Here is a 26,946-nt window from a genome sequence, read left to right as displayed (position 1 = left end):
AAGTTAACTAAACAAAGCATGATACTACATAGGGCAAACCTATTGAAAAATAGGGACGCAAAGCTACGAGTCTAAGGTAAAGCAATTTGCTATGATCGTCGGGTTGCACATATAAATGGCTAGGGTAATGTCAACATCTGGCTTGAGTATGCAACCTAATGAGAAGGCTCATTAGGTTTTTTATTTTCCTAGATTTATATTTGCACAGTATGAAATGATAACGAGATTCTTATTTGAGGAGGTGAATGGAATGGTCTAATGATTATTTTGGATTTGTAGGTAGTCATTCTAGTAGGTTGAAGTTTTTTAATTTAAATAATGGAGGGATTTTAGTGAGGGCTATGATTAAAAAAGGGTTTAGTCGAGTATTGATCTATTCTTTTATGCTATTTCTGGTATGCGGATTCGCAAGTCAGACATTACATGCTGCTAGTCTTTCTATAACTAACAGTGGAGGTTGGTTTGAAACGGCATATATAGAGTGGTCTCCAGTAAGTAATGCTGAAGGATATAATGTCTATGTCAAACATGCTAATGCACCAGATAGTCAATATGAGCAAATTGACAATGAATTGATTCGCAGATACGCTTCATTTTGGAGAGCTGATGCAGTAGGACTTGCAGCTGGAGATTATGTCATGAAGGTTGATGCGATTCTTTCTAACGGTCAAAAAGTAAGCGCTTCCTCGGGTGTAATATCAGTAACGGAGCATGATAGATCTGGTTTTGCTTTTGCTGATAACTCGAAGTATGGTACGGGTTCAGGTGCATATAATGAGGACGGGACAATGAAGGACGGGGCTCAAGTTATCTATGTAACATCGGAGACTGCGAAAACTGTTTCTCATGATGTAATCGTTAATAGCTCAGGTGATGTACAGACGGGTGTTGGTATAAGCGAAATTCTTTCATTACGACAAAAGGGATATGATACGACACCGCTTGCAATCAGATTTATTGGACAAGTCACTTCTGGGGACATGAGTGGACAAGTTAATGGTAATGGTTATCTTGAAGTGAAAGGTAAATCGAGTTATTCAGAAATGAATATAACATTAGAAGGTATCGGAGAAGATGCATATGCTTACGGGTGGGGAATATTAGTCAGAAATGGCGGGAATGTAGAAGTTCGAAACCTAGGTATGGCATTATTCCCTGATGATGGCATTTCTCTTGATACAGGGAACGCAAATATCTGGTTGCATCACAATGATCTTTTCTACGGGACGGCAGGATCGGATTCTGACCAAGCAAAAGGTGATGGTTCAACAGATCTTAAAAAGGGTTCAACACATATCACAATCTCTCACAATCATTATTGGGATTCAGGAAAAGCTTCTCTAGTTGGGTTGAGTGAATCATCAGAGTTCTTTGTTACCTTTCACCATAACTGGTTTGATCATTCAGACTCGCGCCATCCACGTATAAGAGTAGCGTCAGTCCATGTCTATAATAATTTCTTTGATGGCATTTCAAAATATGGTATTGGTACAACAACAGGAAGTTCGGCATTTGTAGAATCGAATTATTTTAGAAATGCAAAGAATCCAATGATGAGCTCATTACAAGGTACTGATGCATTAGGCGATGGTACATTCTCAGGTGAAGATGGAGGTATGATTAAGGCATATAATAATATTGTTGTCGATGCGGCAAGTCTTATTTACGCAAATTCAAATGAGGGAACAGCATCAGCTAATGCCAAATCATTTGATGCGTATCTAGCATCGTCGAGAAATGAAACCGTTCCAAGCTCTTACAAAACATTAGTCGGTGGGACAACGTATAATAACTTTGATACTAGGATAGATCTTGGTGTCAATGGTTCTAGTATTGACAACGTAAGCGATGTTGAGCAAATTGTGACAGCAGAAGCTGGGCGCCTAAATAATGGAGACTTTACATGGGAATTTAATGACTCGGTTGATGACAAATCCTACAAACTCAACTCAGAGCTTATGGCAAAAATTAAAGGTTACAAGACAAGCCTCATATCTGTAGGGGGCAATTCCACAGAAATGCCAACAGACCCAAGTCCAACAGATCCGACACCAACAGACCCGACAGATCCGACTGACCCCACGCCTCCAACAGACCCAACGGATCCGTCAGAAGCATACTCTCATAATTTCACGACAAATGGAAAAGTCAGCAACTACTTCGCTATTGAAGGAAATTTATCATCTAGCAAAGGGACGGTAGAATATAATGGGTTAACTTTAAATCAATGCCTTAAGATTGAAAGTTCAACTAGGATTGAGTTTGCGACGACTGAAGAGTCCACATTAACATTAGTGTTCAACACTGAAGATGGAGCAGAAATCAAGGTAAATGGGACAAGCTATCCGATTGTAAATGGTATTGTCACTGTATCGCTTAATTCAGGCACACATGTAATCACAAAAGATGATGTGGCAAATCTATTTTACATGGCAGTAGAATAATATTTGTGGGAAGTTGTCGACTGTATTTGCTATTAGCATATAGTTGGCAGCTTTTTTTGTTGTAAACATTATCGTTTAATCCAAAAAGTTCATAAAAATAGTTTATGATAAGGAAGTCCTCGTTTGAATTAAAGCAGTATGGGAGGTGTCTACTATAGATTTGTTAGAGTTATATTACAAGAGATATACGAATACAGTCCAGGTAGCAGATTATGTGGAGTGGGCAAATCATTGTTTATATCTGGATGTACTTGAAATTAAGAAGTTAGCTAGTATGGGCATGGGTGAGCAGTTAAATCTATTTGAAATTGAAGCGATGTTTGCTGAGGCGATGAAAAGCATCCAAATGACTCCACCTTCTAAAGAAGAGTGCCTAGATGATCATTTTAAACGACTACATGCACAATTATTACTTCCTAGTGAGAATGCTATGCTCATTGTGCAAGAGATTTATCACTTTGCAATCGAATATGAGTTAGTTGAAGAACAGATGAATTGGCAAGAGCTAAGTGATATGATAGATGATTTTCAGGATGGTGATAATCATTATGGCTATACGATGGCCAAGATCAATGAAATGATTATTGGACATGCACGTAGGACCTGGCATTCGAAAGGTAGTAAGGTTACCTTTAAGGATTTTATTGGTCAGCAGATTACGGCAATTGATACGGAAATTCATTTGATTATTCAATTTGAAAAAGGGTCAATCACCATTGAATGCCCATGGCGAATCCGAAATGCTGATGTCATATTATTTGGGGGAACAGATATCCAATCTAACCAAGGGCAATGGAAAACGGTCAAAGAATTATTGGTCGGTAAAACGATTGAAGATGTTCAGTTATTCGAGCAATGTCCCTTTTTAATCGTACAATGTGACGATCTCTTTTTAGATGTGTTTCATGCGAGTTCCTTTTTTGATGGTTGGACTTTGACCGATGAAGAGGATTTCTATATGTTCTCAATGCATGGTGGAGTGATTGGATAAATTTATGAGAGTAGAAGAGTGATCTAAATGATCTATTTCATAATTATATATTAGAGGGCTGGAACTAGAACTTAAAAAAAGTGTCTAACTGAAATACCGAACAAAGCAATTACGTAGCGGATGAAATATACGGAGACTCCTGCGGGATCAAAAAGAGGCCACTGAAAAAGTCACTTTTAGCAGATTCGAGGAAGCAGCAATGGCTCCACACGTTGCACGCCTTCTATGAGAAACCCACTCATAGCAAGGCCTAAGAGAATGCAAAGGTTTCGCTCATTGCTTAAAGGCCACTAAAAAAGGTGGAAATCACGCCTTTTTCAGTGGCCTCATCAAAAAGCCAAGGGTGAGACCCCACAGGCGTAGTAGGCTCACCGGCTTCCCGCGGAAAGCGTAGTATATTTCAGGAGCGGTTTACGTCCGCCAATTATCATTGTTCGGATTTTCTATTAGTTAAATCACTTTTGTCCTAGTCTTATTTAACGTATACAGCACTATTTCTATAGACCATTTAATCTTCAACAAAGTTCTTTTTTTAGATTGTCGGCTGTTTAAGGATTCTATTAGAAATTAGGATAGACTATTCGAAAATATGATAAAATTAGAGCACTAAGTTTTTGCTACTAGAATATTCCTCAGGTTGAAATGTAAGCGTTTGTTATTATTGGTGTTTGATCATTATTTACAATTCATAAATCTATTAGGAGTAATGTAGAATCTATTCAAGGTATGAGTCATCGAAAGTCTATGAGATTTCAGGGGATTCTTTTATGTTGGGCAGTTGTTAATAAGTTTACTTGTTAAAGGTATCTCATTGTTGTTAATATATAAGCTAATAGTACTAATTAATTGGTTGGTATTGTATAGGGTTTGAAGAGCAAAGTAATTTGAATAATGGAGGTTATAACCATGATAGAAGTTATAACGTACGCAGATATTACTTTTCGAGTTGATTCAACTAGTAACTATAAAACAACAGTAGAAAATCTATTGTTAGCAACACAAAGTGATATAAAGGCTCTTGAAATAAATAATATTAGTCCGCCTAAAAGAAATACAGATAATGGATCTCATGAAGTCGTGGTGTATGGGAGACTATTAATTAATTTACCAGAGGTTTCAAAGGAAAAGAAAGTAGAACAATATATTGAGGATATTAATCCATTTTTGCGACGTCATCTAAAGCAGTGTAATAGTGTAAATAATTTGAAGATCATACAAATGAAAAGAATCTTAGAGAATCCAGATATTGAAGAACATCTTACTTTGTATGATAACTGACCATTTCTTACACATAGGAAAAGTAAAGCTTACCGAGAATGAATTCGGTGGCTTTTTTGTTTGGACAAGAATATTTTGGGTTTCAATATCTCATATGAAAAATTCAATATTCTTATATGAACATAAAATGAAAGCGTTTTATAATTAATCTGAACAAAATTATATTATAAAGAGGAGGAGAATAATATTGAGGAATAATCTTGTGAGAAATCTATGTATCGTAGCATTATCCTTTGTCATCTTTTTATCGCCTACAGTGGGTGATGGTATTCAAAAAGCAGAAGCCGCACCTTCTTTTGCTTATGGAGCAGATATCGGTTGGATGAAGCAATTGGAAGATGAGGGTGTAAGGTGGGTAGATGACAATGGACAACCTGAAGATCCTCTTCAAATCCTTAAAGACCACGGAATTAATTCCGTTAGATTAAGAGTATTTGTTGATCCTCCTAGTGATTATTATTGGAACAAAGATGGGACAACTTGGACTATGCTTGGTTATAGTGATAAGGCGGGGGTCCTCGCAGCGGCACAACGAGCAAATGATATGGGAATGAGTATTATGGTTGATTTCCATTATAGTGATGTGTTCGCAGATCCTGGTCATCAGATTAAACCTTCTGCTTGGAGTAATTACAATAATAATCAGTTGCAAACAGCAGTATATAATCATACGTACGATGTGATGAATGAATTGAGAAACAATGGTATCACACCTGATTGGGTCCAAGTTGGAAATGAGATTAACTCGGGTATCATGCTACCTAATGGTAGTACTGATAATTTTAATGCCTTAACAGCATTCCTAAATGAAGGCTATGACGCTGTAAAAGATGTTAGTCCATCTTCCAAGGTTGTCACTCATTTGGCTCATGGAGATGATAACAGTCTATTTAGATGGTGGTTTGACAATTTCTTTAATAATGGTGGTAAGACAGACGTAATTGGGGTATCATTCTACCCATATTGGGAAGGTCAGCCTTACTGGGAGCTTACTGATGACTTATCGTATAACTTAAATGACATGGCTTCACGATATAATAAGGAAGTAATGGTCGTTGAAGTAGGTGGAGACGAAAGCAATCCTAAAGATACGTATTGGACGATTTACGATACGATCAATGTTGTGAAAGCGGTACCGAATGGAATGGGAACTGGAGTATTTTATTGGGAGCCTGAAGGACATTCGAGTGTTCTTCCAGATGGCTACCTAGTAGGTGCTACTAGAGAGGTAGCTCCAAATGTTTTACAATACACCACTGCTATAGACGCTTTCAGTGATGCATCATCCGATGGAGATTCTAGTGGTGGAACAGGTGGAACTAATCTCGTAATAAACGCTGGTTTTGAATCTGATGCAGATACACAAAATCCTACAGGTTGGACAACTTGGTCAAATTCAAATAATGATGCAAATTATACTGAAGCTGGTGGCTATACAGGGGATTACCGGCTTGCTCATTGGAAAAATAGTGCGTATCAGCTTAGTACGTATCAGTTGAAAACAGGTCTTACTAATGGGCTATATACTATGAAAGCATGGGTTAAGAGTAGTGGTGGCTTCAATACTAGTCAAATGTATGTTAAGAATTTTGGTGGATCAGAAAAAAATAGTGCGATCCCTGTAACCAATTCATGGACGCAAATTACTATAACAGATATTAATGTGACAAATGGGCAAGCAGAAATTGGATTCTGGACTGATGCAAATGCAGGGAATTGGATCAATGTGGATGATGTAGAATTTTACAAAAATTAGTGGAAGTGATAAATGAGTATAAAAGCACAAGGTTCCCTTATAGGAGGACCTTGTGTTTTTTTGTAAGGAGCATGAGGCGGGGGCATAAATAAAGTGTCTAACTAAAATCACTTACAAGGCAATTATGTAGCGGATGAAATAGACGTAGACTCCTGCGGGATGAAAAAGCCAAAGCTCGAGGAGGCTCAGCGGCTTCCCGCGGAAAGCGTAGTATATTTCAGGAGCGGTTTACATCCGCCAACTACTATTTTTTGGATGTTCTATTAGTTAAATCACTTTTGTCTCAGGCCTTTTTATGATTGAAGGCAATAAAATCAAGGTGCAGTTTGATAAACATCATCAACATAAGAGATCCCTTTGTGAAGAGGAGAAAAAATTCATCTTAGATAATGAATTAACTACATTTTAGAATGAATCAAGCTTATTTCACTTTCAGATTTTCATATTTCATTTTAAAAATATTATATATTATAGGTAATGAAAGCGTTATATAATTCATGTAAGGTGATAATTAAATTAATTTAAAAATATCATCGTGAGTTTCATATTATCGTATAGAATAGGGAGGGTTAACGATGAAAAAGGCTTTATTCTTTTTAAGTCTAATGGTTTTTGCATTAATAATGGTAGGGTGTTCAAGTACTGGTGAAGAAAGTAATGGCAATGGAGGAACAGATGATGGTGGTTCTTCAGACGAAAGTGTAGAGGTGTCGATCTGGGCGACTAATATTAATGTTCCTGTACTTGAAGAGGCTGCCGCAGCCTACAAAGAACAAAATCCCAATCTAACAGTTAATGTTGAAGAAATGAATAATAATGATATCCGTTCAAAAGTGACAACCGGTTTACAAGCTGGTGGTCAAGGTTTACCAGATGCAGCTTTGTTAGTAGATGATGGTGTGACTGGTTATGTAACTAACTTTCCCGATCAGTTTGTTAATGTAGGTGAGATGGGATTTAGTGAATTTACAAGTGACTTTCCTGAATATAAGGTTAATAGCGTTTCTTATGATGGTAGCGTTTACGCAATCCCGTTTGATGCGGGTCCTGTAGGAGTCTTTTATCGTACAGATCTTTTCGAAGAAGCTGGTGTTAATGCTGAAGATATTAATACGTGGGATGATTATATTGAAGCTGGTATAAAAGTCAAAGAAGCAACTGGTGCAAATATGTTAAGTTATGACTCAAATGATTCAACTGTTTATACAATTTTCTTGAGTCAGCAAGGTTTAGGATACTTTTCTGCTGAAGGTGAAAGCAATATGGACACAGAAGCTTCTGTTAATACTGCTAATGCATTCAAGCAAATGGCAGACGCGGATATTCTACTTGGTACACCTGGTTGGGATGCGTGGGTAACTTCACTATCAGAGAGCCAAACAGCAACAGCAATTGCTGGTGGTTGGCTAGTAGGTACTTTACAACAGTCGGTACCGGATCAAGCTGGCAATTGGGGAGTTATGCCATTGCCACAATTTGAAGGAAACGACAGTCGTTCGGCAAACCAAGGTGGTAGCTCATTTACTATTTTTGAAAGTAGCGAAAATAAGCAAGCTGTTTATGATTTCTTAGAATTCTTTGCTACTGATTTTGAAACGCAAGAGCTAGCAATGGATGGTGGATTATTCCCAAGTTATTTACCAGTTTATGAATCTGAATTATTCTCTGAGGAGCTAGAGTATTTCGGAAATGAACCAGTATGGGAATTCTTTGCAGATCAAATGACTCAAATTCCATCTGTTCTCTATACAGAAAATGACCAAATTGCACGTGATGAAGCGATCAAAGTTCAGGCTGAAGTTGTTCAGGGAGCTGATCCACAAGAAGCTGTCGAGGGTGCACAAGGAAGAATTGAGAACAGGCTTCAATAGAGAATGAATAGTCTGTAGTACATTAACGTCTCTAGATCTATAATCTTACAGGTGAAATAAGAACCGCCTGTAAGATTATTCCTTTTAAATAGACTATAGTGAGTGACATATAAGGGAGTGGACATAGATGTCTCATACAAAATTGGCACCCTACTTATTTTTGGCACCGGCATTAGCCTTGTTTATGGCTTTTACGGTTTATCCAATTGTGGCTTCAGTAATACTAAGCTTTCAAACATTAGAAGCTGGAAACTATATATTTGTTGGGTTCGATAACTATATTCGTTTGATCAAGGATACAATCTTTCACAAAGCTCTATTCAATACATTAATTATCTTAGTTGTTCAAGTGCCGATTATGCTGTTTTTGGCCTTAGTTTTAGCTAATGCACTGAATAGTCAGCTGCTAAAATTACGTGGGATTTTCCGAGTTGGTTTCTTCATGCCAGCAGTTACATCATTAGTTGCTTACTCAATCTTGTTTTCGATTATGTTACAAGATACAGGCATTATCAATCAGTTTCTAAGTTATCTAGGCATTGGTCCAATCAATTGGCTAGCAGACTCATTTTGGGCAAAAGTATCGATTATGCTAGCGATGACTTGGAGATGGACAGGGTATAACATGGTTATATACTTAGCAGCGATGCAAAATATACCGAGTGAAATGTATGAAGCTGCATCACTGGACGGTGCTAGTAAAATCAAGCAATTTTTGCATATAACAGTACCTCAATTGAAGCCGATTATTCTATTTACTGCAATCATTTCAACAATCTCAACATTACAATTATTTGATGAACCGTATAACTTAACAAATGGTGGTCCATCGGATGCGACAATGACATTAGGTCTCTATATTTACAATAATGGTTTTCAATATTTTGATTTTGGTTATGCATCAGCAATTGCTTACGTTGTTGTAATTTTAGTGGCGATCCTGTCTTATTTCCAGCTTAAAGTAACGGGGGATGAATAACGTGAAGCAAAATAAAATGGTACAGAAAATAGCCTTATATGTTTTCCTAATTCTCTTTTTAGCTGTTTCAATATTCCCTTTTTATTGGATGTTTGTAGGGGCTACAAATGACACAAGTAAAATGTTCACAAATCCTCCTACACTAGTTATCGGTGAGAGATTACTAGAAAATATCAATAACTTAAACGAATCAATTGGTATATGGAAGGTTTTGTTTAACTCATTATTTGTCTCTTTATCCTATGTCTTAATTTCCTTGGCAGTGTGTACACTCGCTGCTTATGCTTTGGCAAAATTTAAATTTAAAGGTAGCCGTGTCATTTTCATTGCCTTTTTACTATCGATGATGATTCCTTATCAAGCAACCATCATTCCACTATTTCAACTATTTGCTAGCTTGAATTTGCTTAATACGTATTTTGCTTTAATTGTTCCACAGCTTTGTTATCCGTTTGCGATCTTCTTAATGCGACAGAACTTCATGTCCTTCCCAACTGCATTGTTGGAGTCATCACGTATTGATGGGGCAGGGGAGCTAAGAATATTCTTGCAGATTGTATTACCGTCAATGAAACCGGCTTTGGCAGCGACAGCGATCTTTCTCTTCATGATGCAATGGAATAACTTTATGTGGCCACTTGTCGCTATTTCGACTGAAGACATGTACACATTTCCTGTAGCTCTATCAAGTCTTATCGGCTTTTCTCTGATTGATTACGGTCAAGTTATGTCAGGTATTGCGATTGCTACAGTTCCAATTATTATCTTCTTTTTGTTGCTACAGAGACATTTTATTGCAGGTATGTTAGGGAGTGCGGTGAAATAAAATATTAATATTGATATAAACCTTAAGAATAAGCTGAATGGGAGGTGGCTGGATTGACAGAAATTAAGAAAAGATTATTATTTTCAGCCTCTGAAAACTCATTACCGTTATTCATAGAGAGCATTGGCTATAACCCTCAAGAAGAGGATTTTGCTAGACCTGAGGGATACCCGTATTACCATTGGCTTCAAACGATAGAGGGAAAAGGGAGTTTTAGCTTTGGAGGCCAGGAATATATCCTTGACGCGGGCAAAGGTGTGCTGTTGATGCCTTTTACTCCCCACTCTTATTACTCAATAGGAGAAAAATGGTCGACTGTCTATGTTACTTTTACTGGGGCTGTTGTTGAGGGAATTATGGAATCGTTAGATATTGACTATTCTGCCTTGTATGAAGAATCGAAAGAAGAAAAATCAATATCGAAAATCATTTATCAAATCATGGATAATATTGACCATAATTCGGAGTTTTCTAGGCTAGACTCGTCTGAACTTCTCTATAAGTTCATGGTCATACTAAAGAAGCATAAAAAGATCAAAAATCAACATTCGATCTCACATTACTATGACAAGCTACGTCCTATAGTGGTATGGCTAGAAGAGAATTATGCTGAAGATATTGGTTTGCAGGATATGGTCGAGCAAGCAGGTATAAGCTCACAATACCTAACGACTCTTTTTCGTGAAGCATTTAAAATGAGTCCATATTCCTTCTTGATTCAGCTGAGGATAAGAGAGGCAAAAAAGCGACTCATTACTCATAATGATCTGCCATTAAATTATATAGCAAGTAGTGTTGGATTCAATGATACGAGTAATTTCATTGCAACATTTAAAAGAATAGAAGGGATCACACCTAAAAAATACACTAAATTATTTATGCAAAATAGCGAGGTTAATAAAGACAAAAATACCCTCTAGTACCTACTAGGCTTGCCATTATGATAGAAATGCAAAGGAGAGTATTATGTTAAAACAATCAAAGTCATATGTCACTAAAGCGAAATCGATGCTTCATGGTGGCGACTATAATCCTGATCAATGGTTAGATCAGCCAGACATTTTGGCGGATGATATCAAATTAATGAAGCTTGCGAATACAAATACATTCTCAGTAGGTATTTTTGCTTGGAGTGCCCTAGAGCCAGAGGAAGATGTCTATCACTTTGAGTGGCTAGATGAAATAATTAATAATATTTATAACAATGGTGGACGTGTCATCCTGGCAACACCTAGTGGTGCACGTCCTGCCTGGATGTCTCAGAAATATCCAGAAGTGCTACGTGTTAATGAAAGACGCGAGAAATTGTTACATGGAGGACGTCATAATCACTGCTTCACGTCTGAGGTTTATCGTGAGAAGACGCAAAAGATAAACGGTTTGTTAGCAGAGAGATATGGCGATCATCCTGCCTTACTGATGTGGCATATTTCGAATGAGTATGGTGGTGAATGTCACTGTGATAAATGTCAGGAGGCTTTCAGAATCTGGTTGAAGGGCAAATATAATAATGATTTAAAGGCATTGAATGATTCATGGTGGGGACCCTTCTGGAGTCATACGATCTTTGATTGGTCACAAATTGAATCTCCCTCACCAATTGGGGAAAGTGCCGTTCACGGCTTGAACTTAGATTGGCGTCGCTTTGTTACTGACCAAACAATTGACTTCTACGAAAATGAAATTGTGCCATTGCGGAAAATGACGCCAGCTGTACCAATTACAACGAACTTCATGGCTGATACATTTGATTTAATTCCATTTCAATCCCTTGATTATAGTAAATTTGCTAAGCATGTCGATGTAATCAGCTGGGATGCTTATCCTGCATGGCATAATGATTGGGAAACAACCGATAATCTTGCGATGAAAGTGGGCTTTATTAATGACCTTTATCGTAGCCTGAAGCAGCAGCCGTTTCTATTAATGGAGTCAACGCCAAGTCTTGTAAACTGGCATAATGTCAACAAGGCCAAACGTCCTGGAATGCATCTGCTTTCTTCGATGCAAATGGTCGCTCATGGCTCAGACAGTGTGTTGTATTTCCAGTGGCGTAAATCTCGTGGGTCTTCTGAAAAATTCCATGGTGCTGCGGTCGATCATGACAATAGTACGGGAAATCGTGTGTTTCAAGAGGTTGCCAAAGTAGGAGAGGTATTAGGGAAACTGGAAGATGTCGTAGGGACCAACCGCCCCGCTGATGTAGCAATCCTTTATGATTGGGAGAGCAACTGGGCTTTGAATGATGCACAAGGCTTTGGACGGAAAACAAAACAGTACCCACAAACATTGCAAGAGCATTATCGTACGTTCTGGGAGCAAGACATTCCAGTCGATGTCATTACAAAGGATGAAGACTTTTTAAACTACAAGCTACTAATTGCCCCAATGCTCTATTTAATGAGTGAGGAGACAATTAGTCGGTTGAAGGCATTTGTTGCTAATGGTGGAAGATTAGTCATGACCTATATTAGTGGATTGGTGAATGAGCACGATCTAACTTATTTAGGTGGCTGGCATAAAGACTTGCAAGAAATCTTCGGCATGGAGCCGAAAGAAACAGATACCTACTATCCGAATGACCGTAATTATGTTCAGTTCCGTAATCATTCCTATGAAGTAAAGGATTATGCAACCGTCCTTCAGCAAGGTTCTGCACGGACAGAAGGCATGTATCAAGAAGATTTCTATAAAGATACACCGGCTGTTATGAGTCATGAATATAACAAGGGAAAAAGCTATTATATAGGGGCGCGTCTTAATCAACAGTTCCATAGAGACTTCTATCAAGAAATTATTGACGAATTAGGACTTAGTCCAGTTGTTACTGTCAAACATGGGGAAGGCGTTTCTGTTCAGACAAGACAGGGCGAGGATACGAACTATGTCTTTGTTATGAATTTCACTGAACAAACGCAACAGGTAGAATTTACTTCTGCTGTAAAAGATCTAGTTACAGGGGAAAAGCTAATTGGTGAAGTGACTTTGAATACGTATGAAGTACGAGTTGTTGCGTGTAAAAGATAACTGAATGATGAAAGAAGTATTGTATTAAATATGTAAGAGGAGCTACAAATCGAAAATGATTTGTAGCTCCTTTTTTTGTTCACGAAAAGAAGTATAGCTAAAGTGACTTAATGGAGTACCCGAACAAAGCATCTAATTAGCGGAGTATATATGAGGAGTGTTGCTATCCATATCTGGGTTGCAGAACTCTTTACGGACATATGATCCGTTAAATCTCAATAATTCCCCTTCTTGAACATGTTTACGGACATTTGATCCGTTATTTCATATAAATCTTAAAGAAATGATAGTCATAACCTTGAATAACGGATTAAATGTCCGTTACTACACGATTTTGCGTTTTTTCTCATTGTTAGCGGAACCAATGTCCGTAAGCAACCTTCAGGAACTAGGCCACGTCTTTTTCCCTTTTTATTGGGTACGTATATACAGAGCATAACCATCAGTTCAGGAGCGGTGTCCATACGCGATCCCCTATTCTTGAGCACTTATTTCGTTAAAATACAGTCTTCCTTAGAAAAGCCTATTTAATTGATGCAGCGATCTTATTTAAATTCTCAAGAATAGATGGTTTATCTCCACCACAATAGAATGCTGTTACTAATTCGTAGCATGTCTCAATATCGATTAAATAACAATTATGTGTACCCATATAGTAGACAAAATGATTTAGTTCTTCCCCTTTTGAACCATCAAATACTTTATATTGACCAAGCTCAAATAGTTCACGAGCTCCATTTTGAGCCAAGTCCATAAATTCATCTCTCGATACTTCTCTAAGAGCTACTAATCCGTCTTTATTCATGATAAAACCTCCATTATTTTATAAATTCCTTAAGTATACTTTCGATTATTACTAATGCTTTCTGTCATTCATTTTAAAATTTTATCATAATTTTATTTTTAGGAGGTAGTACTTTGCCTATTGGTAATCATTTCAGGTATTGTTCTTATCGCAAGTTCAATTAAATGAGTTAATTTCTTGTTTTAGCTATATTGCATGTGTAAGATATAGAAACGAAGAAATTCATAAAGAAGAAAATTTCAGTACTGAGGTGATTGTTTGTTTAGTCATGTGATACCGGCTGTGCGTAATATGAAGGATTTTGAGTATGCCCTTAAAAAGGATCATGAACAGATTATTTTCCTTGAAACACGCCTCTCGCAAGTAGAGAGTATTGTTAAATTTGCTAAGCAGCATAAAAAGAAAGTGTTCATGCATGCCGACCTCATTCAAGGATTAAAGGTTGATGAGTATGGGCTCGAATATTTAATTAATAATGTCAAGGTGGATGGGATTATTTCAACAAGGGTCAATGTGATCGCTTCTGCAAAGAAACATAATATTATTGGGATTCAACGGTTGTTTGCATTAGATAGTCATGCACTTAATTATAATTTAAAGGCTTGTAAGAAAATTCAGCCTGATTATATTGAAGTCTTACCTGGTATCATTCCAAGCGTTTTGAAAGAAATTAGTGATGAAACAGGAATTCCACTTATTGCAGGGGGACTAATTCGTACGAAAGAGGATGTAGATAATGCACTAAATAATGGGGCTTCAGCAGTTACAACGTCTAATCGTAGTCTTTGGTAGCAATGACTGATTTAAAAGCAGAGATGTTAAGACTCATAAAATAATTATTTTGAAATAATTGACGAATTTTTGTCTATTCTTATTGACACCGTTTTCATTAGAATATATACTTACGCTAAGTTAATAAATTGTGACGAGAACAGGAGACACATTGAATACCTTGAATGCTTATTCAAGGGGATTTCATGTGTCTTTTTTTGTCTCTAAAACTCAAATTATAGTAATATTCACAACATCTTGGGGGTGAACTGACAAAGAAGCTTACGTACGAGCGAAGGCTTTTTGGTATTATCTATTTGTCTATTAAAGTAGTAATTATTATTTTACAAAATTTTCAAAGATAAAGGGGAGAATATGATGAGAAAGAAACCGTTCATATTATTAGTGATTTCTTTACTGTTAATTCTAGTCGGAAGCTTTGTTGCTTCTCAATTTAACAGTGCTAATGGAGATGTTGATGTTTCACGCATTTATTTTGATACACCAAGAGGAGAGCTGTCAGGTCTATTGTACAAACCAGATGGTGCCGATCAACAAGCAAAGCCTACTGTCATTGCGACGCATGGATATCTCAATTCAGCGGAAATGCAAGATGCTCAGGCAATTGAAATGTCAAAACGAGGGTATGTCGTGCTAGCTCTAGATCAATATGATCATGGTCATTCAACTGGAACAATGGAAAAACCGGTTCCGTTCTTCTCTTTCTGGCCACATGCGATCTATGACGCTGTTCAATACATGTATGAGCAGGATTATGTCTTAAAGGATGAGAATGGTAATGGGGTCATTGCTGTTTCGGGTCACTCAATGGGAGGATTTTCTTCAACACATGCTGTCATGCTCGATGAAGCCGACTTCCAAGAAAGTGGTATTAGAAAAATTTATGCTTCACTAACAATGGGTTCTGATTATCAGTGGATTAAGGCACTTGGATTTACAGATGAACAGATTAATAGCTCATATGGTCCAAGATTTTCGGGCAAAATTGCAGGTCAATATGATGAGTTCTTCTTTGATGCAGCCGCAGCCGGTGCTGGAGAGCCTGTTGTCAAAAAAGACTATGTTAGTACAGAGGAAGGGCAAGGGTTTTTGGGGAATCCAGAAACAGCAGCAGCAGGTACGGTTTATGACGTTGATGGTGGGAAAAGGGTCATCTATCAACCAAATGAAACACATCCGTGGAATCATTTCTCAGAAACATCGACAGCACATGCCATTGATTTCTATGACATGACGTTTGCTGATTATAGCAATCTTGTTACAGTTGGAGAAGAAGGTCAGACATGGGTATGGAAAGAGTGGTTTTCATTTGTAGCGTTAATCGGATTCTTTCTGCTCTTCATCCCCCTAATTCAATTGTTAGCGAAATTACCGTTCCTAAAGAATATTTATACAAAAAAACCTGAACCACTTCCAGAGCCAAAAACAAATGGGGCGAAGCTTGCAGGTATCCTATTAGTAGTTTTCGGTGCGTTATTTCCAGCGTTATTCTTCTCGGCTTACTATGGAGGCGACTTCTACGGGATGAGGCTATTAAGACAAATTAGCATGATCTTCATTGCGATATCAGCAATTGTCTTCATTTATTCATTCGTGAAAAATGCCGCACGAAATATTAAAACATGCTCATTGATTATGCTTGTCTTAAGTGTCATTCAGTACTTCTTCTTGAAAAATCAAGCAACATTAATTGCGACAACAGAAATGTTTGGTGCTCCAACAGCCAACCCGACTGTATACTGGGCGATTAATGTAGCACTTGTGACATTAATGATTATGGTTTGTTACCATTTTGTTTCTAAAAAGCCTGAAGGGGCAACAATTCAGAGTTACGGTGTAAAGGTAAATGTGAAAACAATTATTGCTGCACTTCTAACAGCAGTTATAGCGGTTGTCGCTGGCTACGCGGTTCTTTATTTCGTAGATGCTGTTTTCAAAACCGATTTCCGAATCTGGACATTTGCTGTTAAAACATTTGAAGGACAGCATGTGATCGCCATGCTTAAATATGCACCACTCTTCTTAATCTATTACTTTGTCATTGGTCTATCTGTTAATATGAATACAGCGAGTGTGAAGTATGATGGGTTCAAAGGCTATCTCATTTCAATTTTCCATTTTGTCGGTGGCTTAGTCCTTTACCTTGTCTACCACTATGGTTTATTGTTTATGACAGGTACTGCAGGATACCCTAGTCAATCACTAGCTTCAATCATTGTTATTGGTCTAGTACCAGCACTAGCAATTGCTGCGATCTTTAATCGCTATTTCTTTAGAAAGACAGGAAATGTCTATGTAGCAGCTTTCCTTAACACATTGCTACTGACAATGATCACAATAGCGAATACAACACTTTATACAATCCTTTAATCACTTGTCACAGAATAACTGATAAAAAAGAGCAAAGGACTCCATGCCTGAGCTCTTTTTTATCCCTATGTTGCTTTTAAGTGTTGGGAAAAAACAGTAGGGAGGATTTCGGATGGGAACATATATATTATCGCTTGACCAAGGGACAACAAGCTCCCGGGCAATTCTATTTAATAAAAAAGGAGAGATTGTTGAATCGGCTCAACAGGAGTTTGAGCAGTTCTTTCCTAAGCCAGGCTGGGTTGAGCATGATGCTAATGAAATCTGGACGTCCATTCTCGCATGTATAGCCGAAGTGCTACGAAAGGCAGATATTGGTCCTGAGGAAATTGCAGGAATCGGAATCACGAACCAACGTGAAACGGCCGTTGTATGGGATAAGAATACTGGAAAGCCAATCTATAAGGCGATTGTTTGGCAGTCACGTCAATCCGAAGAGATCTGCCGAGAATTAAGGGAAAAGGGATATAATGACTTATTTAATGAAAAAACAGGACTGCTGTTAGATCCGTATTTCTCGGGTACAAAAGTGAAATGGATTCTTGATCATGTTGAAGGTGCGAGAGAAAAAGCCGATAACGGTGACTTGCTTTTCGGTACGATTGACACATGGCTTGTCTATAAATTCTCAGGCGGAAACGTGCACGTCACTGATTATTCCAATGCATCGCGAACATTGATGTTTAATATTTATGATCTAAAATGGGATGAGGAACTATTAGACATTCTAACGGTTCCAAAGAGTATGCTTCCTGAAGTACGTCCATCCTCCGAGATATATGCCCATACCATTGATTATCACTTTTTTGGTCACAATATTCCGATTGCCGGAATAGCAGGTGATCAACAAGCAGCTCTATTTGGGCAGGCTTGCTTTGAAAAGGGAATGGCGAAAAACACGTATGGAACCGGCTGCTTCATGTTATTGAATACAGGTGAAGACGCCGTAAAATCAGAGCATGGTCTTCTGACGACAATTGCTTGGGGCGTTGATGGTAAGGTGGAATATGCGTTAGAAGGAAGTATATTTGTTGCAGGCTCTGCAATGCAGTGGTTACGTGATGGAATGCGTATGCTGAAAAATGCTTCAGATAGTGAGGACTATGCAACGAGAGTCGATTCGACAGACGGTGTCTATGTTGTACCTGCATTTGTAGGATTAGGAACACCATACTGGGACAGTGATGCTCGTGGTGCAGTTTTTGGATTAACTCGAGGTACAACAAAAGAGCATTTCATCCGTGCAACATTAGAATCGCTCGCATATCAAACGAGAGATGTCATTGATGCGATGATTTCAGATTCTGGGATTGAGCTGAAATCACTCCGAGTGGATGGGGGAGCTGTCAAAAATAACTTTCTAATGCAGTTTCAGAGCGACATTCTAAATGTACCTGTCCATCGTCCTGTTGTGAACGAAACAACTGCCCTCGGTGCAGCCTTCCTAGCTGGACTCGCAGTTGGCTTTTGGGCCGAAAAGGAAGAGATTGCTACCCAGTGGAAGAATGATCGAACGTTCATAGCTGAATTATCAGAGAAAAAGCGTGAGGAGCTATACAAGGGCTGGAAGAAAGCTGTTAATGCCACACGAGAATATAAGTAAAGATTTTTACAAAGCAACGTAATATAGGAGTGTCAAGCCAAGGTGTTATCCGGCATTATCCTTTAAAATGAAGTGTTACTGTGCTATACTAAACTTAAGTTAATAGCGTGGATGGAGAATTCGAGAGACCACATAATCACTTTTTTCCGAAAATGGGAATAAGGTTGATTTGTGGTCTCTTTTTGTTTTTCTAACGGTGACCGAGAGAAGAAAAGAAAAACAGATAGCATTGTTTACTTAAGATGCTTCATAGGTTTTTAAAATATGATGATGTTGAAGGGGCCGATTTTAATGCAATTTTCAAACTTACTTAGAGCGGATATTAAGAAACAGATTCAGAAGGAGCAGTTAGATCTTCTAGTTATTGGTGGGGGGATTACAGGTGCTGGAATTGCCTTAGATGCAGTTACGAGAGGATTAAATGTTGCCGTTGTTGAAATGCAGGATTTTGCTGCAGGTACGTCAAGCCGTTCAACCAAGCTCGTCCATGGTGGACTAAGATATCTGAAGCAATTTGAATTTGGCGTCGTTGCAGAGGTTGGTAAGGAACGGGCCATCGTTTATGAGAACGGACCACATGTGACAACACCTGAATGGATGGTACTGCCCTTCTACAAGGGTGGAACATTTGGCCCTTATTCCACGAATATTGGTTTAAAGGTCTATGATTTTCTAGCCGGAGTTAAAAAGAATGAGAGAAGAAAAATGTTTAAGCCAGAGGTCGTGCTGGAGCGTGAGCCGTTATTGAAACGTGAAGGACTTAAGGGTGGCGGTTATTATGTTGAGTATAAAACAGATGATGCCCGACTAACTCTAGAAGTCATGAAAAAAGCGGTTGAAAAAGGAGCACTTGCCCTCAATTATATGAAGGTAAATGATTTAGTGTATGAGAATAACCATTTAGTCGGTGTGAAGGTAGAAGATATAACCGATGGCTCTGTTGAAGAAATTAGAGCAAAGAAAATTGTTAATGCAGCTGGACCATGGGTTGACACATTAAGAGAAATTGATCATTCGAAAAAGGGAAAAACACTACAATTAACGAAGGGGATTCACCTCGTTTTTGATGAAAAACGCTTCCCGTTAAAGCAAGCGATCTATTTCGATACCCCCGACAAACGGATGGTATTTGCGATACCAAGAGATGGTAAGACGTATGTTGGAACAACAGACACTGTTTACAAAGGTGATATCGCTCACCCAAAAATGACAGTTGCCGACCGCGACTATGTCTTAAAAGCGATCGACTTTATGTTTCCTGAAGTGAAGATAAGTTCAGAGGATGTCGAATCAAGCTGGGCCGGACTTAGACCATTGGTCCATGAAGAAGGGAAATCGCCCTCTGAAATTTCGCGTAAGGATGAGATCTTTGTCTCAGACTCCGGTTTCATTTCGATTGCTGGAGGTAAATTAACCGGGTACCGAAAAATGGCTGAAAGTATCGTTGATCTAGTCGCGAAGCAACTTCATGATGAGGAAGGAAAGAGCTTCCCACCCACAAAAACGAAGCATTTACCGATCTCTGGTGGTGACGTTGGTGGTTCCGAAGGGTTTAAAACATTCGTGAACAATAAACTGAATGATGGAAAGAGGATCGGTCTAGCAGAGAAAGTGGCAAGGAAGCTTATCTATCGCTACGGGTCAAATGTCGATCATATTTTTAACACGTATAGGGATGAAAAAGAAAAGGCAGCAGCAGAAAGCATCGATCCAATCGTCTATGCAGAGGTGAAATACGCCATCGATCATGAACTGGCCTATAAGCCAATCGACTTCTTCATAAGACGAACTGGAGCATTATTTTTCGATATAAACTGGGTACGTAAGCACGAGGAGTCTGTGATCAAGTTCATGAAAAAAGAATTTAATTGGTCGAATGAGCAGACGGAAATATATAAAGAAGAGCTTGACCAGCTGATCTATGAAGCTAGTCATCCGATTGAAAAAGAAGAGTTTTAAGAGAAGCGAGCCGGTACTCAAATTCCGAACAAAAGATAGAAAGTGCGGGGGGGGGATCGCTACTGCATTCATGTACCCAATAGACAAGGAAAAGGATGTAGCATAGTTCCTAAGGTTACTTGCGGACATTGGTTCCGTTAACAATGAGAAAAGGACGCAAAATCATGCAGTAACGGACATTTAATCCGTTATTTAGCGTTATGACTGTCATTTCTATAAGATTTATATGAAATAACGGATCATATGTCCGCAAGCATGCTAAAGAAGGGGCATTATTGAGATTTAAGGGATCATATGTCCGTAAAGAGTTCTACAAAGCACAGATGGAAAGCAACGGTTCTTCTTATTGATTAGAGGCCACTGAAAAAGGTGAATATCTACCTTTTTCAGTGGCCTTGCTTAATTATTTTAGTCCTGTCTGTCTGCATACACTTCCATAGCATTACGCATGAATTTGGCTAAGCCTTCACCAAATTGGTCAATGTTCTTAGTGAAGCGTTCATCATCTACGTACATTTGACCTAGTTCCTTAAATGCCTCAAGGGAATAGTTCCCGATTTTGTTTAGGAACTGATACCATTCTTTTATTTCCTTTTGAGCCTCTTTGGAAGCGGGAGAGAGATGGCGAATGGCTGCAAGATTGCGGTAGATCTCATTGAACTTTTCTTGATTAAAAGCAGTCATGTTTTTCGTTTTTTCATTTGCTCCATCAACAGCTTGATCGCCCCACCTTTCTCTTGCTTCTTGTTCATAGGGGTTATGGCTAAAGTCAAAGCCTTCGAATCTTTCTTGATTTGACATTGGTATTTCTCCTTTCGAATGTTGAATGGTTTTTTCGATAGTTCCGATCATCTTTTCGAGTCGGCTCTTTTTTTCTAGCAGCATGTTATGTTGGATTTTTAATGCTTCATGTCGATCAAATGACGGGTTATCAATGATTTCTTTGATTTTCTTCAAAGGGAAGCCGAGTTCTTTAAAAAATAAAATTTGCTGCAGGGTTTCGAGATTCCTGTCAGAATATACTCGATAACCAGCTTCAGTGGTTTCTTCTGGGATTAATAGTCCGATTTCATCATAATGATGTAGTGTGCGCACACTAATTCCCACTAAGTCGGCAACTTCCTTTACTTTCATCTTATTTCGCCCCCTTCATCAGTTACTATAAAGGATCACGTAACGTGAGAGTCAACCTGATTAATTTACGTATTTATTGAATTATAAGTAATGAATTATAAAGTAGTGTATGAATAGAAGGTGATCACTAATTGATCGCCTATGATTTTCATTAGCAATTCCCATTTTTTCGTACCAATAAAATGAAAATTGATGTTAAAGTTGAAGAAGCAGAACATTTTAATAAACGATGTTGGATTTTTATAAATAGTAGCAAGAACATACAGACGGGGGGATAATCATGTCTAGGATGATGTATACTTTTAAAAATATGTTCTTAGATTTACTATTGTTAATACTTGATGTTCTAAAGAATATGTTCTTAGATTTAGTTTCAATGGCACGGGGCTTTATATATGGTTTTGTAATGGTAGCTTTATTTATAGCCATTTGCACAGCTATATTATACGGGGTTTTGGTCATGAAAAATTCTATCTTTTAAATACTATCAAGCAGGGTTTTAGCTTGAAACGAGGATAACGTGGTTTGAAGATTGTAGAGTTTGCTGGTGCAATTGAAATAACAGGTTAATCCTGGTGCAGTATCTCAGCTATGAAGATGATTATGTAGGAGGCTGCCTGTGAAGAAGAAACTATTTTTATTTATACTATTTATTCTTGTACTACTCAGTTCACAGTACATTCAAGATGAAGCTTATAATAGAAATGTTACAGTTAAAGAAACACAACAGCATTTTGATGCTTACGAAATAGTTATTCAGGATTATATTGAAAACCCTTCTGAAGAGAAAATAAGTAAGGTATATCAGGCAGAGGATGAATTTACTGAAGCTTATTATACAATAATGACTAGAAGTGAAAGCAGTGAACGATTATATGAAAAAATCCTCCCCATCAATTCTAAACCACCTAGTCAAAATGAAATATCTAATTTAGAATCACAGTATTCTTTAGTAGAGAAGTTCAATAGACAAATTGAAAATATAGCTATAACAGAAGTATATCAAGCCGATGACTTTTCGCTACTACTAAATGAAGCTAAAAAAATGGAGTTTTATCAAGATGACGAAATTTCAATAGAAACGTCTGAAGATGAGCAATATTCTATTGCGATAAATGGAAGTTTCCATTCAGATATCTTAAGAAATTATTTTATAATAAAGACTGCCGATGGTAATTACTTCTGGGAAGCTCCGAACAGCTATTCAATTCACACTAGTGAAAATAAGATAACTTTGGCGTCCGAGGGAATACACTATGAAATCAGTTCAGATAATGTTCAATAATGTACTCCTCGCTTACTTATTAAAGGCATTCCTTCGAGAAGGAATGCCTTTTCTATGTCGATGAAAAGGAAATTGATGTTAAAATAAAGTGGAATTGAAAAAAGTGAAATAGTGAGTTTTAAAAAGACTTTTGGGAGGGGGAAAGCCTTTGTTTATTAAAGCATTTTTCTTAGATTTTTATGGCACTGTTGTCCATGAAGATGGCGAGATTCTTTTAAACATTTGTAACCAAATAAAAGAATGTTCAAAGACAGAAGCTACTCTATCTGAAATTGGAGGGTTCTGGTGGAAGGAACTCTCGAATTTATTTCATGAATGTTATGGTGAAACGTTTAAAACACAAAGAACATTAGAAACGATCTCTCTAAAAAATACACTTTCCCATTTTGGTTCAACTTTAGATCAAAACGTATTGAGTAAATTACTATTTGAGCATTGGATGAGACCTTCTATATTTGATGATTCATTAGAGTTCTTTAAGGGAAATAACATCCCCGTATATATACTCTCGAATATTGATACCTTTGATATAAAAACAGCAATTGAATTCCATAAATTAAAGGTCAGTGGATTAATTACGAGTGAGGATGTCAAGTCCTATAAACCACGCCCAGAAATGTTTGAACGAGCTTTAGAGTTAAGTAATCTATCAAAAGATGAAGTTCTTCACATCGGTGATTCCCTTTTAAGTGATGTGAAAGGTGCAATGAACATAGGAATAAAGAGTGTTTGGATAAACCGAAATAATAAGGAATTTAAAGGTGAAAATAAGCCAAGTTATGTGATAAAAAAATTAGATGAATTACTTAGGTTAGAGTCGCTAGCTAAAAGTTAAATAAACTTTTTTACAAACGGATGTATTCCAGAGTGAAAAGTAGGAAACGACGTAAGGTACTGATAAGACCACTAAAAAAGGTGAAATCTTCCCTTTTTTAGTGGCCTCGTACTGACTAAGTAGGGGACCATGTATATAGAGTTAGAGTATAAATTAGACCAAAAAACTTCCCTAGCGTGATGGAGTTCTTTGGTCTGATTAGAATTTCTTAAATACATATACCACCAAGACTTTAATGATGGGTTTCTTTAGTGGGAGTCTCGGCTTTCATTCCCTTTTCTAAATATTCAATGTCACTAGCTGAAAGCCCACCAACAACAAACTGGGTTGTCGGTATAATAGTGGATCCAGCACTACTTGCGTGTACTTTGACAAAATACAAACCATCTTGCTCAAAGTCCTTTGTTATACGGTAAGTTCCATCGCCGATGTCTTCGGCTTCTTCCATTGGATAACGAACAGATCCATCTTGTTTCCATATCTCAAAATGAACAAAGCTAGGATTTACGACTCTTTCACCATTTTGAGTAAGAACGGCATCAATAGACTCAGGTTTCCCCTCAGAAAATCTTTCGGGGATCATGACTTCTACCCTTAAAGGCAGTTCCTGTTTATATCGCTTAGCTACATCCTCGTTGAGAGAGCATGCACTTAAAAAAAGAACGAACACGATTGTTAAATAAAGTGTAGTCTTTCTCATCACATTTGACTCCATTTCTTGTTATGCATTTAGAAATCTTTTTAGTAGAGGTATCTTTTGAATAATCAACCAATCTATTAACCATACAACGATTAGCGATAGTCCCACTAATGGGAAGAGAAGTCCTAAACCTAATAAAATGACTAAGAATGATTTCTTTTTGAACAATCTAGGAGCTTTCGGAGCACCCAGTTGTTTCTTTGGCTTACGTCTTATCCATAAATAAAAGCCGCTAACTGCAACCAAAATGATGCCTAGACAAATGAATAAACTAATTAATTGATTCAAGAGACCAAACTGAGTACCTTTGTGTAGCGTTATCCCTAATGCTACCATCTTACCGACAAAACCATAATGATCATAACGATAATCTGTTAAGATAGCACCTGAATATTGATCAATATGCATCGTAAATTCATCCTGTGCCCTTGGTGGATAAGCAGAAAGGGTATAAACGCCCTCCGCATCAGATGGGATGCTAACTGTATAGCTTGGATGAACCTCTTCTCGGTTAGCGATTGTGATAATCTCCTCAATAGGTAGAGGGACAAAGCCTTGAACGTCTGATAGAGGAACCTCTAACGTTTCAGCTGCCCAAGGAACATCGGCAACATCCTGTGTTTGAATGTCTGATGTCGGGGCACTCCCTCCCCAGAGAGAAGGTGGATAACCTGCACCAGAGTTTGTCGCTATCGTTTGGAAGTGTGCTCCCCAGAATCCAGACCAAGGCAAGCCGGTCATAATTAAAAAGAGCATGCCTACTGAAAGCCAAATAGCTGGTACAGCATGTAGGTCTCTTCTTAGGATCCTTTTTCCCTTGTTGATTCTTGGGATGATTACACCAAAGATCTTTTCGTTCTTTCTAGGAAACCAGAGGAAGGCACCTGTGACAATTAAGACGACAGACCAACAAGCCGCTAACTCTACCATTCGGTCTCCAAGTGTCCCTGCCATTAACTCCCCATGGATTTCCTCGATCTTATTCATCACTCTGTCTTGACTATTTAATGTGCCAATAGATTTCCCGGTGTAAGGATCCATAAAGACAGTAAGGGATTCTCCATTAGAGGAAATGGTTACTTCACTAGAACGAGATTCATACTCTCCCGGACGATATTTAGTTATCGCCGCCTCAGGGTATAATCTTTTGACTTCTTCTAGTTGCTCTGTTGCAGAGACTCGATTCTCCTGTGGGTTTACTTCGAAATATTCCTGGTATAGAACTTGTTCAATTTGTGGCTTAAATAAATAAATAGAACCAGTGATTGCGAGAATGATCAGAAATGGTGCCACGAGAATACCCGCATAAAAATGCCATCTCCATACAGTAAGATAAAAAGACGAATTTGGTTGCTTTCTATTTTGAGGGGAAGAACGATGCTTCTCTGGAACATTCATGTTACTAATCTCCTTTTATGAAATATGAATCTGAACAATCATACTTAATAATTGTGAGGAAACTATGAAGTCATTAAAAAAAATGAATTAACTAAACCTTAGCATTCCTTTAAGAAGCTTGAATTTACATGTTACAATAATTGTAAGAAATAGTTAGGAGGGAGTAATATGGGCAAGGGGAAATTTCTTTTTTACTTTATTACTGGTACTCTCACAGGCTTAGTTATCGCTGGTTTTACAGGTTCGTTTTTTGCGAGTCTATCGACAAAGTTATTTGGTGGACCTACTATATTAAGAGTAACAGTGGGTGTGTTCTTAATATTGCTTTTTAGTTATATTTCTGTCAAAAGACAATATAAAAAGTATGTAACCGAGAATTAGGTTGCTTTAATGTCTTAACTCTCAATAAAAGTCATAGACATTTAACAGTAAATGGAAAAAGTGAAGAGGTGGATATTGTAATGGAAAAGGGTACTAAAATTGCAATTGTATTTAGTGCTATTATCGGTATTTTAATTGGATACGCACCGAGAGTAGGTTCAATTGACGAAGCAGAGGATAAAGGAAAGAAAGATGAAGGAATAAGTGAATTGAATTAACTTATCGGGAAGCATGTCATAATAAGTTGTAAATACCTTTTTGCACGCTAATAAAAAGGGATATAATGTCAAATCATCGAGGGAGATTAATGAAATATGAGAGAGGATTGGACATAACTAAAGTGTCTAACTGTATTACTGAATAAAGCAATCACATAGCGGCTGAAATATACGTAGACTCCTGCGGGATGCAAAAGAGGCCACTGAAAAAGGTGTGATCTTCACCTTTCTTTAGTGGCCTTTAAGCAATGAGCCAAACCGTTGCATTGTCTTAAGCCTGCTATGAGTGGGTTT

General features: G+C 37.8%; 21 protein-coding genes and 1 riboswitch. Of the genes, 17 read left to right on the top strand and 4 right to left on the bottom strand.

The features are described 5' to 3' along the window. The first annotated feature begins 22 nt into the window (after positions 1-22). Positions 23-111, top strand: a riboswitch (cyclic di-GMP riboswitch). A 221-nt stretch (positions 112-332) separates the two neighbouring features. From J7W16_RS15575 to J7W16_RS15535, 9 genes are all read left to right on the top strand, one after another. Then, positions 333-2,444, top strand: a complete 2,112-nt coding sequence (locus tag J7W16_RS15575; RefSeq protein WP_419095849.1) for a pectate lyase family protein — start codon at positions 333-335, stop codon at positions 2,442-2,444. 160 nt (positions 2,445-2,604) lie between these two features. Continuing rightward, positions 2,605-3,435, top strand: coding sequence for a hypothetical protein (locus J7W16_RS15570; RefSeq protein WP_210598337.1), 831 nt, complete (start codon positions 2,605-2,607; stop codon positions 3,433-3,435). 906 nt (positions 3,436-4,341) lie between these two features. After that, complete coding sequence (locus J7W16_RS15565; protein ID WP_210598336.1) at positions 4,342-4,713, top strand: hypothetical protein; 372 nt, start codon at positions 4,342-4,344, stop codon at positions 4,711-4,713. Between the two features lie 187 nt (positions 4,714-4,900). Beyond that, positions 4,901-6,469 (top strand): glycoside hydrolase family 53 protein, encoded by a 1,569-nt coding sequence (locus J7W16_RS15560; RefSeq protein WP_246880042.1) that lies wholly within the window; start codon positions 4,901-4,903, stop codon positions 6,467-6,469. 575 nt (positions 6,470-7,044) lie between these two features. After that, the gene (locus J7W16_RS15555) at positions 7,045-8,340 is read left to right on the top strand and encodes an ABC transporter substrate-binding protein (RefSeq protein ID WP_210598334.1); all 1,296 of its coding nucleotides are present in this window, start codon (positions 7,045-7,047) and stop codon (positions 8,338-8,340) included. A gap of 127 nt (positions 8,341-8,467) precedes the next feature. Next, positions 8,468-9,319, top strand: a complete 852-nt coding sequence (locus tag J7W16_RS15550) for a carbohydrate ABC transporter permease (protein WP_210598332.1) — start codon at positions 8,468-8,470, stop codon at positions 9,317-9,319. Beyond that, positions 9,312-10,145: a carbohydrate ABC transporter permease gene (locus J7W16_RS15545; protein WP_210598330.1), complete on the top strand. Its 834-nt coding sequence runs from the start codon at positions 9,312-9,314 to the stop codon at positions 10,143-10,145. The genes J7W16_RS15550 and J7W16_RS15545 overlap by 8 nt, the downstream gene beginning before the upstream one ends. Before the next feature lie 53 nt (positions 10,146-10,198). Then, complete coding sequence (locus tag J7W16_RS15540) at positions 10,199-11,065, top strand: AraC family transcriptional regulator (protein WP_210598327.1); 867 nt, start codon at positions 10,199-10,201, stop codon at positions 11,063-11,065. 46 nt (positions 11,066-11,111) lie between these two features. Beyond that, the gene (locus J7W16_RS15535; RefSeq protein ID WP_283246052.1) at positions 11,112-13,172 is read left to right on the top strand and encodes a beta-galactosidase; all 2,061 of its coding nucleotides are present in this window, start codon (positions 11,112-11,114) and stop codon (positions 13,170-13,172) included. Between the two features lie 523 nt (positions 13,173-13,695). Here the strand turns inward: J7W16_RS15535 and J7W16_RS15530 are convergent. After that, positions 13,696-13,977 (bottom strand): hypothetical protein, encoded by a 282-nt coding sequence (locus J7W16_RS15530; protein WP_210598325.1) that lies wholly within the window; start codon positions 13,975-13,977, stop codon positions 13,696-13,698. A 258-nt stretch (positions 13,978-14,235) separates the two neighbouring features. On the opposite strand from J7W16_RS15530, the gene J7W16_RS15525 reads away from it, so the two are divergent. The 4 genes from J7W16_RS15525 (at position 14,236) to J7W16_RS15510 (ending at position 20,701) form a co-directional block, all read left to right on the top strand. Then, the gene (locus J7W16_RS15525) at positions 14,236-14,769 is read left to right on the top strand and encodes a glycerol-3-phosphate responsive antiterminator (protein ID WP_210598323.1); all 534 of its coding nucleotides are present in this window, start codon (positions 14,236-14,238) and stop codon (positions 14,767-14,769) included. 357 nt (positions 14,770-15,126) lie between these two features. After that, entirely contained in the window at positions 15,127-17,139 is a 2,013-nt protein-coding gene (locus J7W16_RS15520) for an alpha/beta fold hydrolase (protein WP_246880041.1), read from the top strand. A 112-nt stretch (positions 17,140-17,251) separates the two neighbouring features. Further along, positions 17,252-18,742 carry a glycerol kinase GlpK gene (gene glpK / locus J7W16_RS15515; protein ID WP_210598319.1) on the top strand — a complete coding sequence of 497 codons (1,491 nt, stop codon included), beginning with the start codon at positions 17,252-17,254 and terminating at the stop codon, positions 18,740-18,742. 291 nt (positions 18,743-19,033) lie between these two features. Further along, positions 19,034-20,701, top strand: coding sequence for a glycerol-3-phosphate dehydrogenase/oxidase (locus J7W16_RS15510; RefSeq protein WP_210598317.1), 1,668 nt, complete (start codon positions 19,034-19,036; stop codon positions 20,699-20,701). 408 nt (positions 20,702-21,109) lie between these two features. On the opposite strand, the gene J7W16_RS15505 is transcribed toward J7W16_RS15510, so the two are convergent. After that, positions 21,110-21,835: a MerR family transcriptional regulator gene (locus J7W16_RS15505; protein ID WP_210598315.1), complete on the bottom strand. Its 726-nt coding sequence runs from the start codon at positions 21,833-21,835 to the stop codon at positions 21,110-21,112. 619 nt (positions 21,836-22,454) lie between these two features. Here J7W16_RS15505 and J7W16_RS15500 point away from each other — a divergent pair. Beyond that, entirely contained in the window at positions 22,455-23,120 is a 666-nt protein-coding gene (locus tag J7W16_RS15500; RefSeq protein WP_210598313.1) for a hypothetical protein, read from the top strand. Positions 23,121-23,268: 148 nt separating this feature from the next. After that, positions 23,269-23,955, top strand: a complete 687-nt coding sequence (locus J7W16_RS15495) for an HAD family hydrolase (protein ID WP_210598311.1) — start codon at positions 23,269-23,271, stop codon at positions 23,953-23,955. Positions 23,956-24,187: 232 nt separating this feature from the next. On the opposite strand, the gene J7W16_RS15490 is transcribed toward J7W16_RS15495, so the two are convergent. Together J7W16_RS15490 and J7W16_RS15485 are read right to left on the bottom strand one after the other, a co-directional pair. After that, positions 24,188-24,655 carry a FixH family protein gene (locus J7W16_RS15490; protein ID WP_210598309.1) on the bottom strand — a complete coding sequence of 156 codons (468 nt, stop codon included), beginning with the start codon at positions 24,653-24,655 and terminating at the stop codon, positions 24,188-24,190. Between the two features lie 21 nt (positions 24,656-24,676). After that, positions 24,677-26,053, bottom strand: coding sequence for a PepSY-associated TM helix domain-containing protein (locus tag J7W16_RS15485; protein WP_210598307.1), 1,377 nt, complete (start codon positions 26,051-26,053; stop codon positions 24,677-24,679). Positions 26,054-26,221: 168 nt separating this feature from the next. Here J7W16_RS15485 and J7W16_RS15480 point away from each other — a divergent pair, with 168 nt between their 5' ends. Both J7W16_RS15480 and J7W16_RS15475 read left to right on the top strand, forming a co-directional pair. Beyond that, on the top strand, positions 26,222-26,434 hold the full coding sequence (locus tag J7W16_RS15480) for a hypothetical protein (protein ID WP_210598305.1): 213 nt from the start codon (positions 26,222-26,224) through the stop codon (positions 26,432-26,434). A gap of 80 nt (positions 26,435-26,514) precedes the next feature. Next, entirely contained in the window at positions 26,515-26,652 is a 138-nt protein-coding gene (locus J7W16_RS15475) for a hypothetical protein (RefSeq protein WP_210598303.1), read from the top strand. The last annotated feature ends 294 nt before the right edge of the window (positions 26,653-26,946 follow it).

It is taken from the genome of Halalkalibacter suaedae (genome assembly GCF_017939705.1).
Lineage (GTDB): Bacteria > Bacillota > Bacilli > Bacillales > Bacillaceae_D > Halalkalibacter > Halalkalibacter suaedae.
The sequence above is the reverse complement of the archived record's forward strand: the minus strand, read 5'-3'. Positions and strand labels throughout refer to the sequence as shown.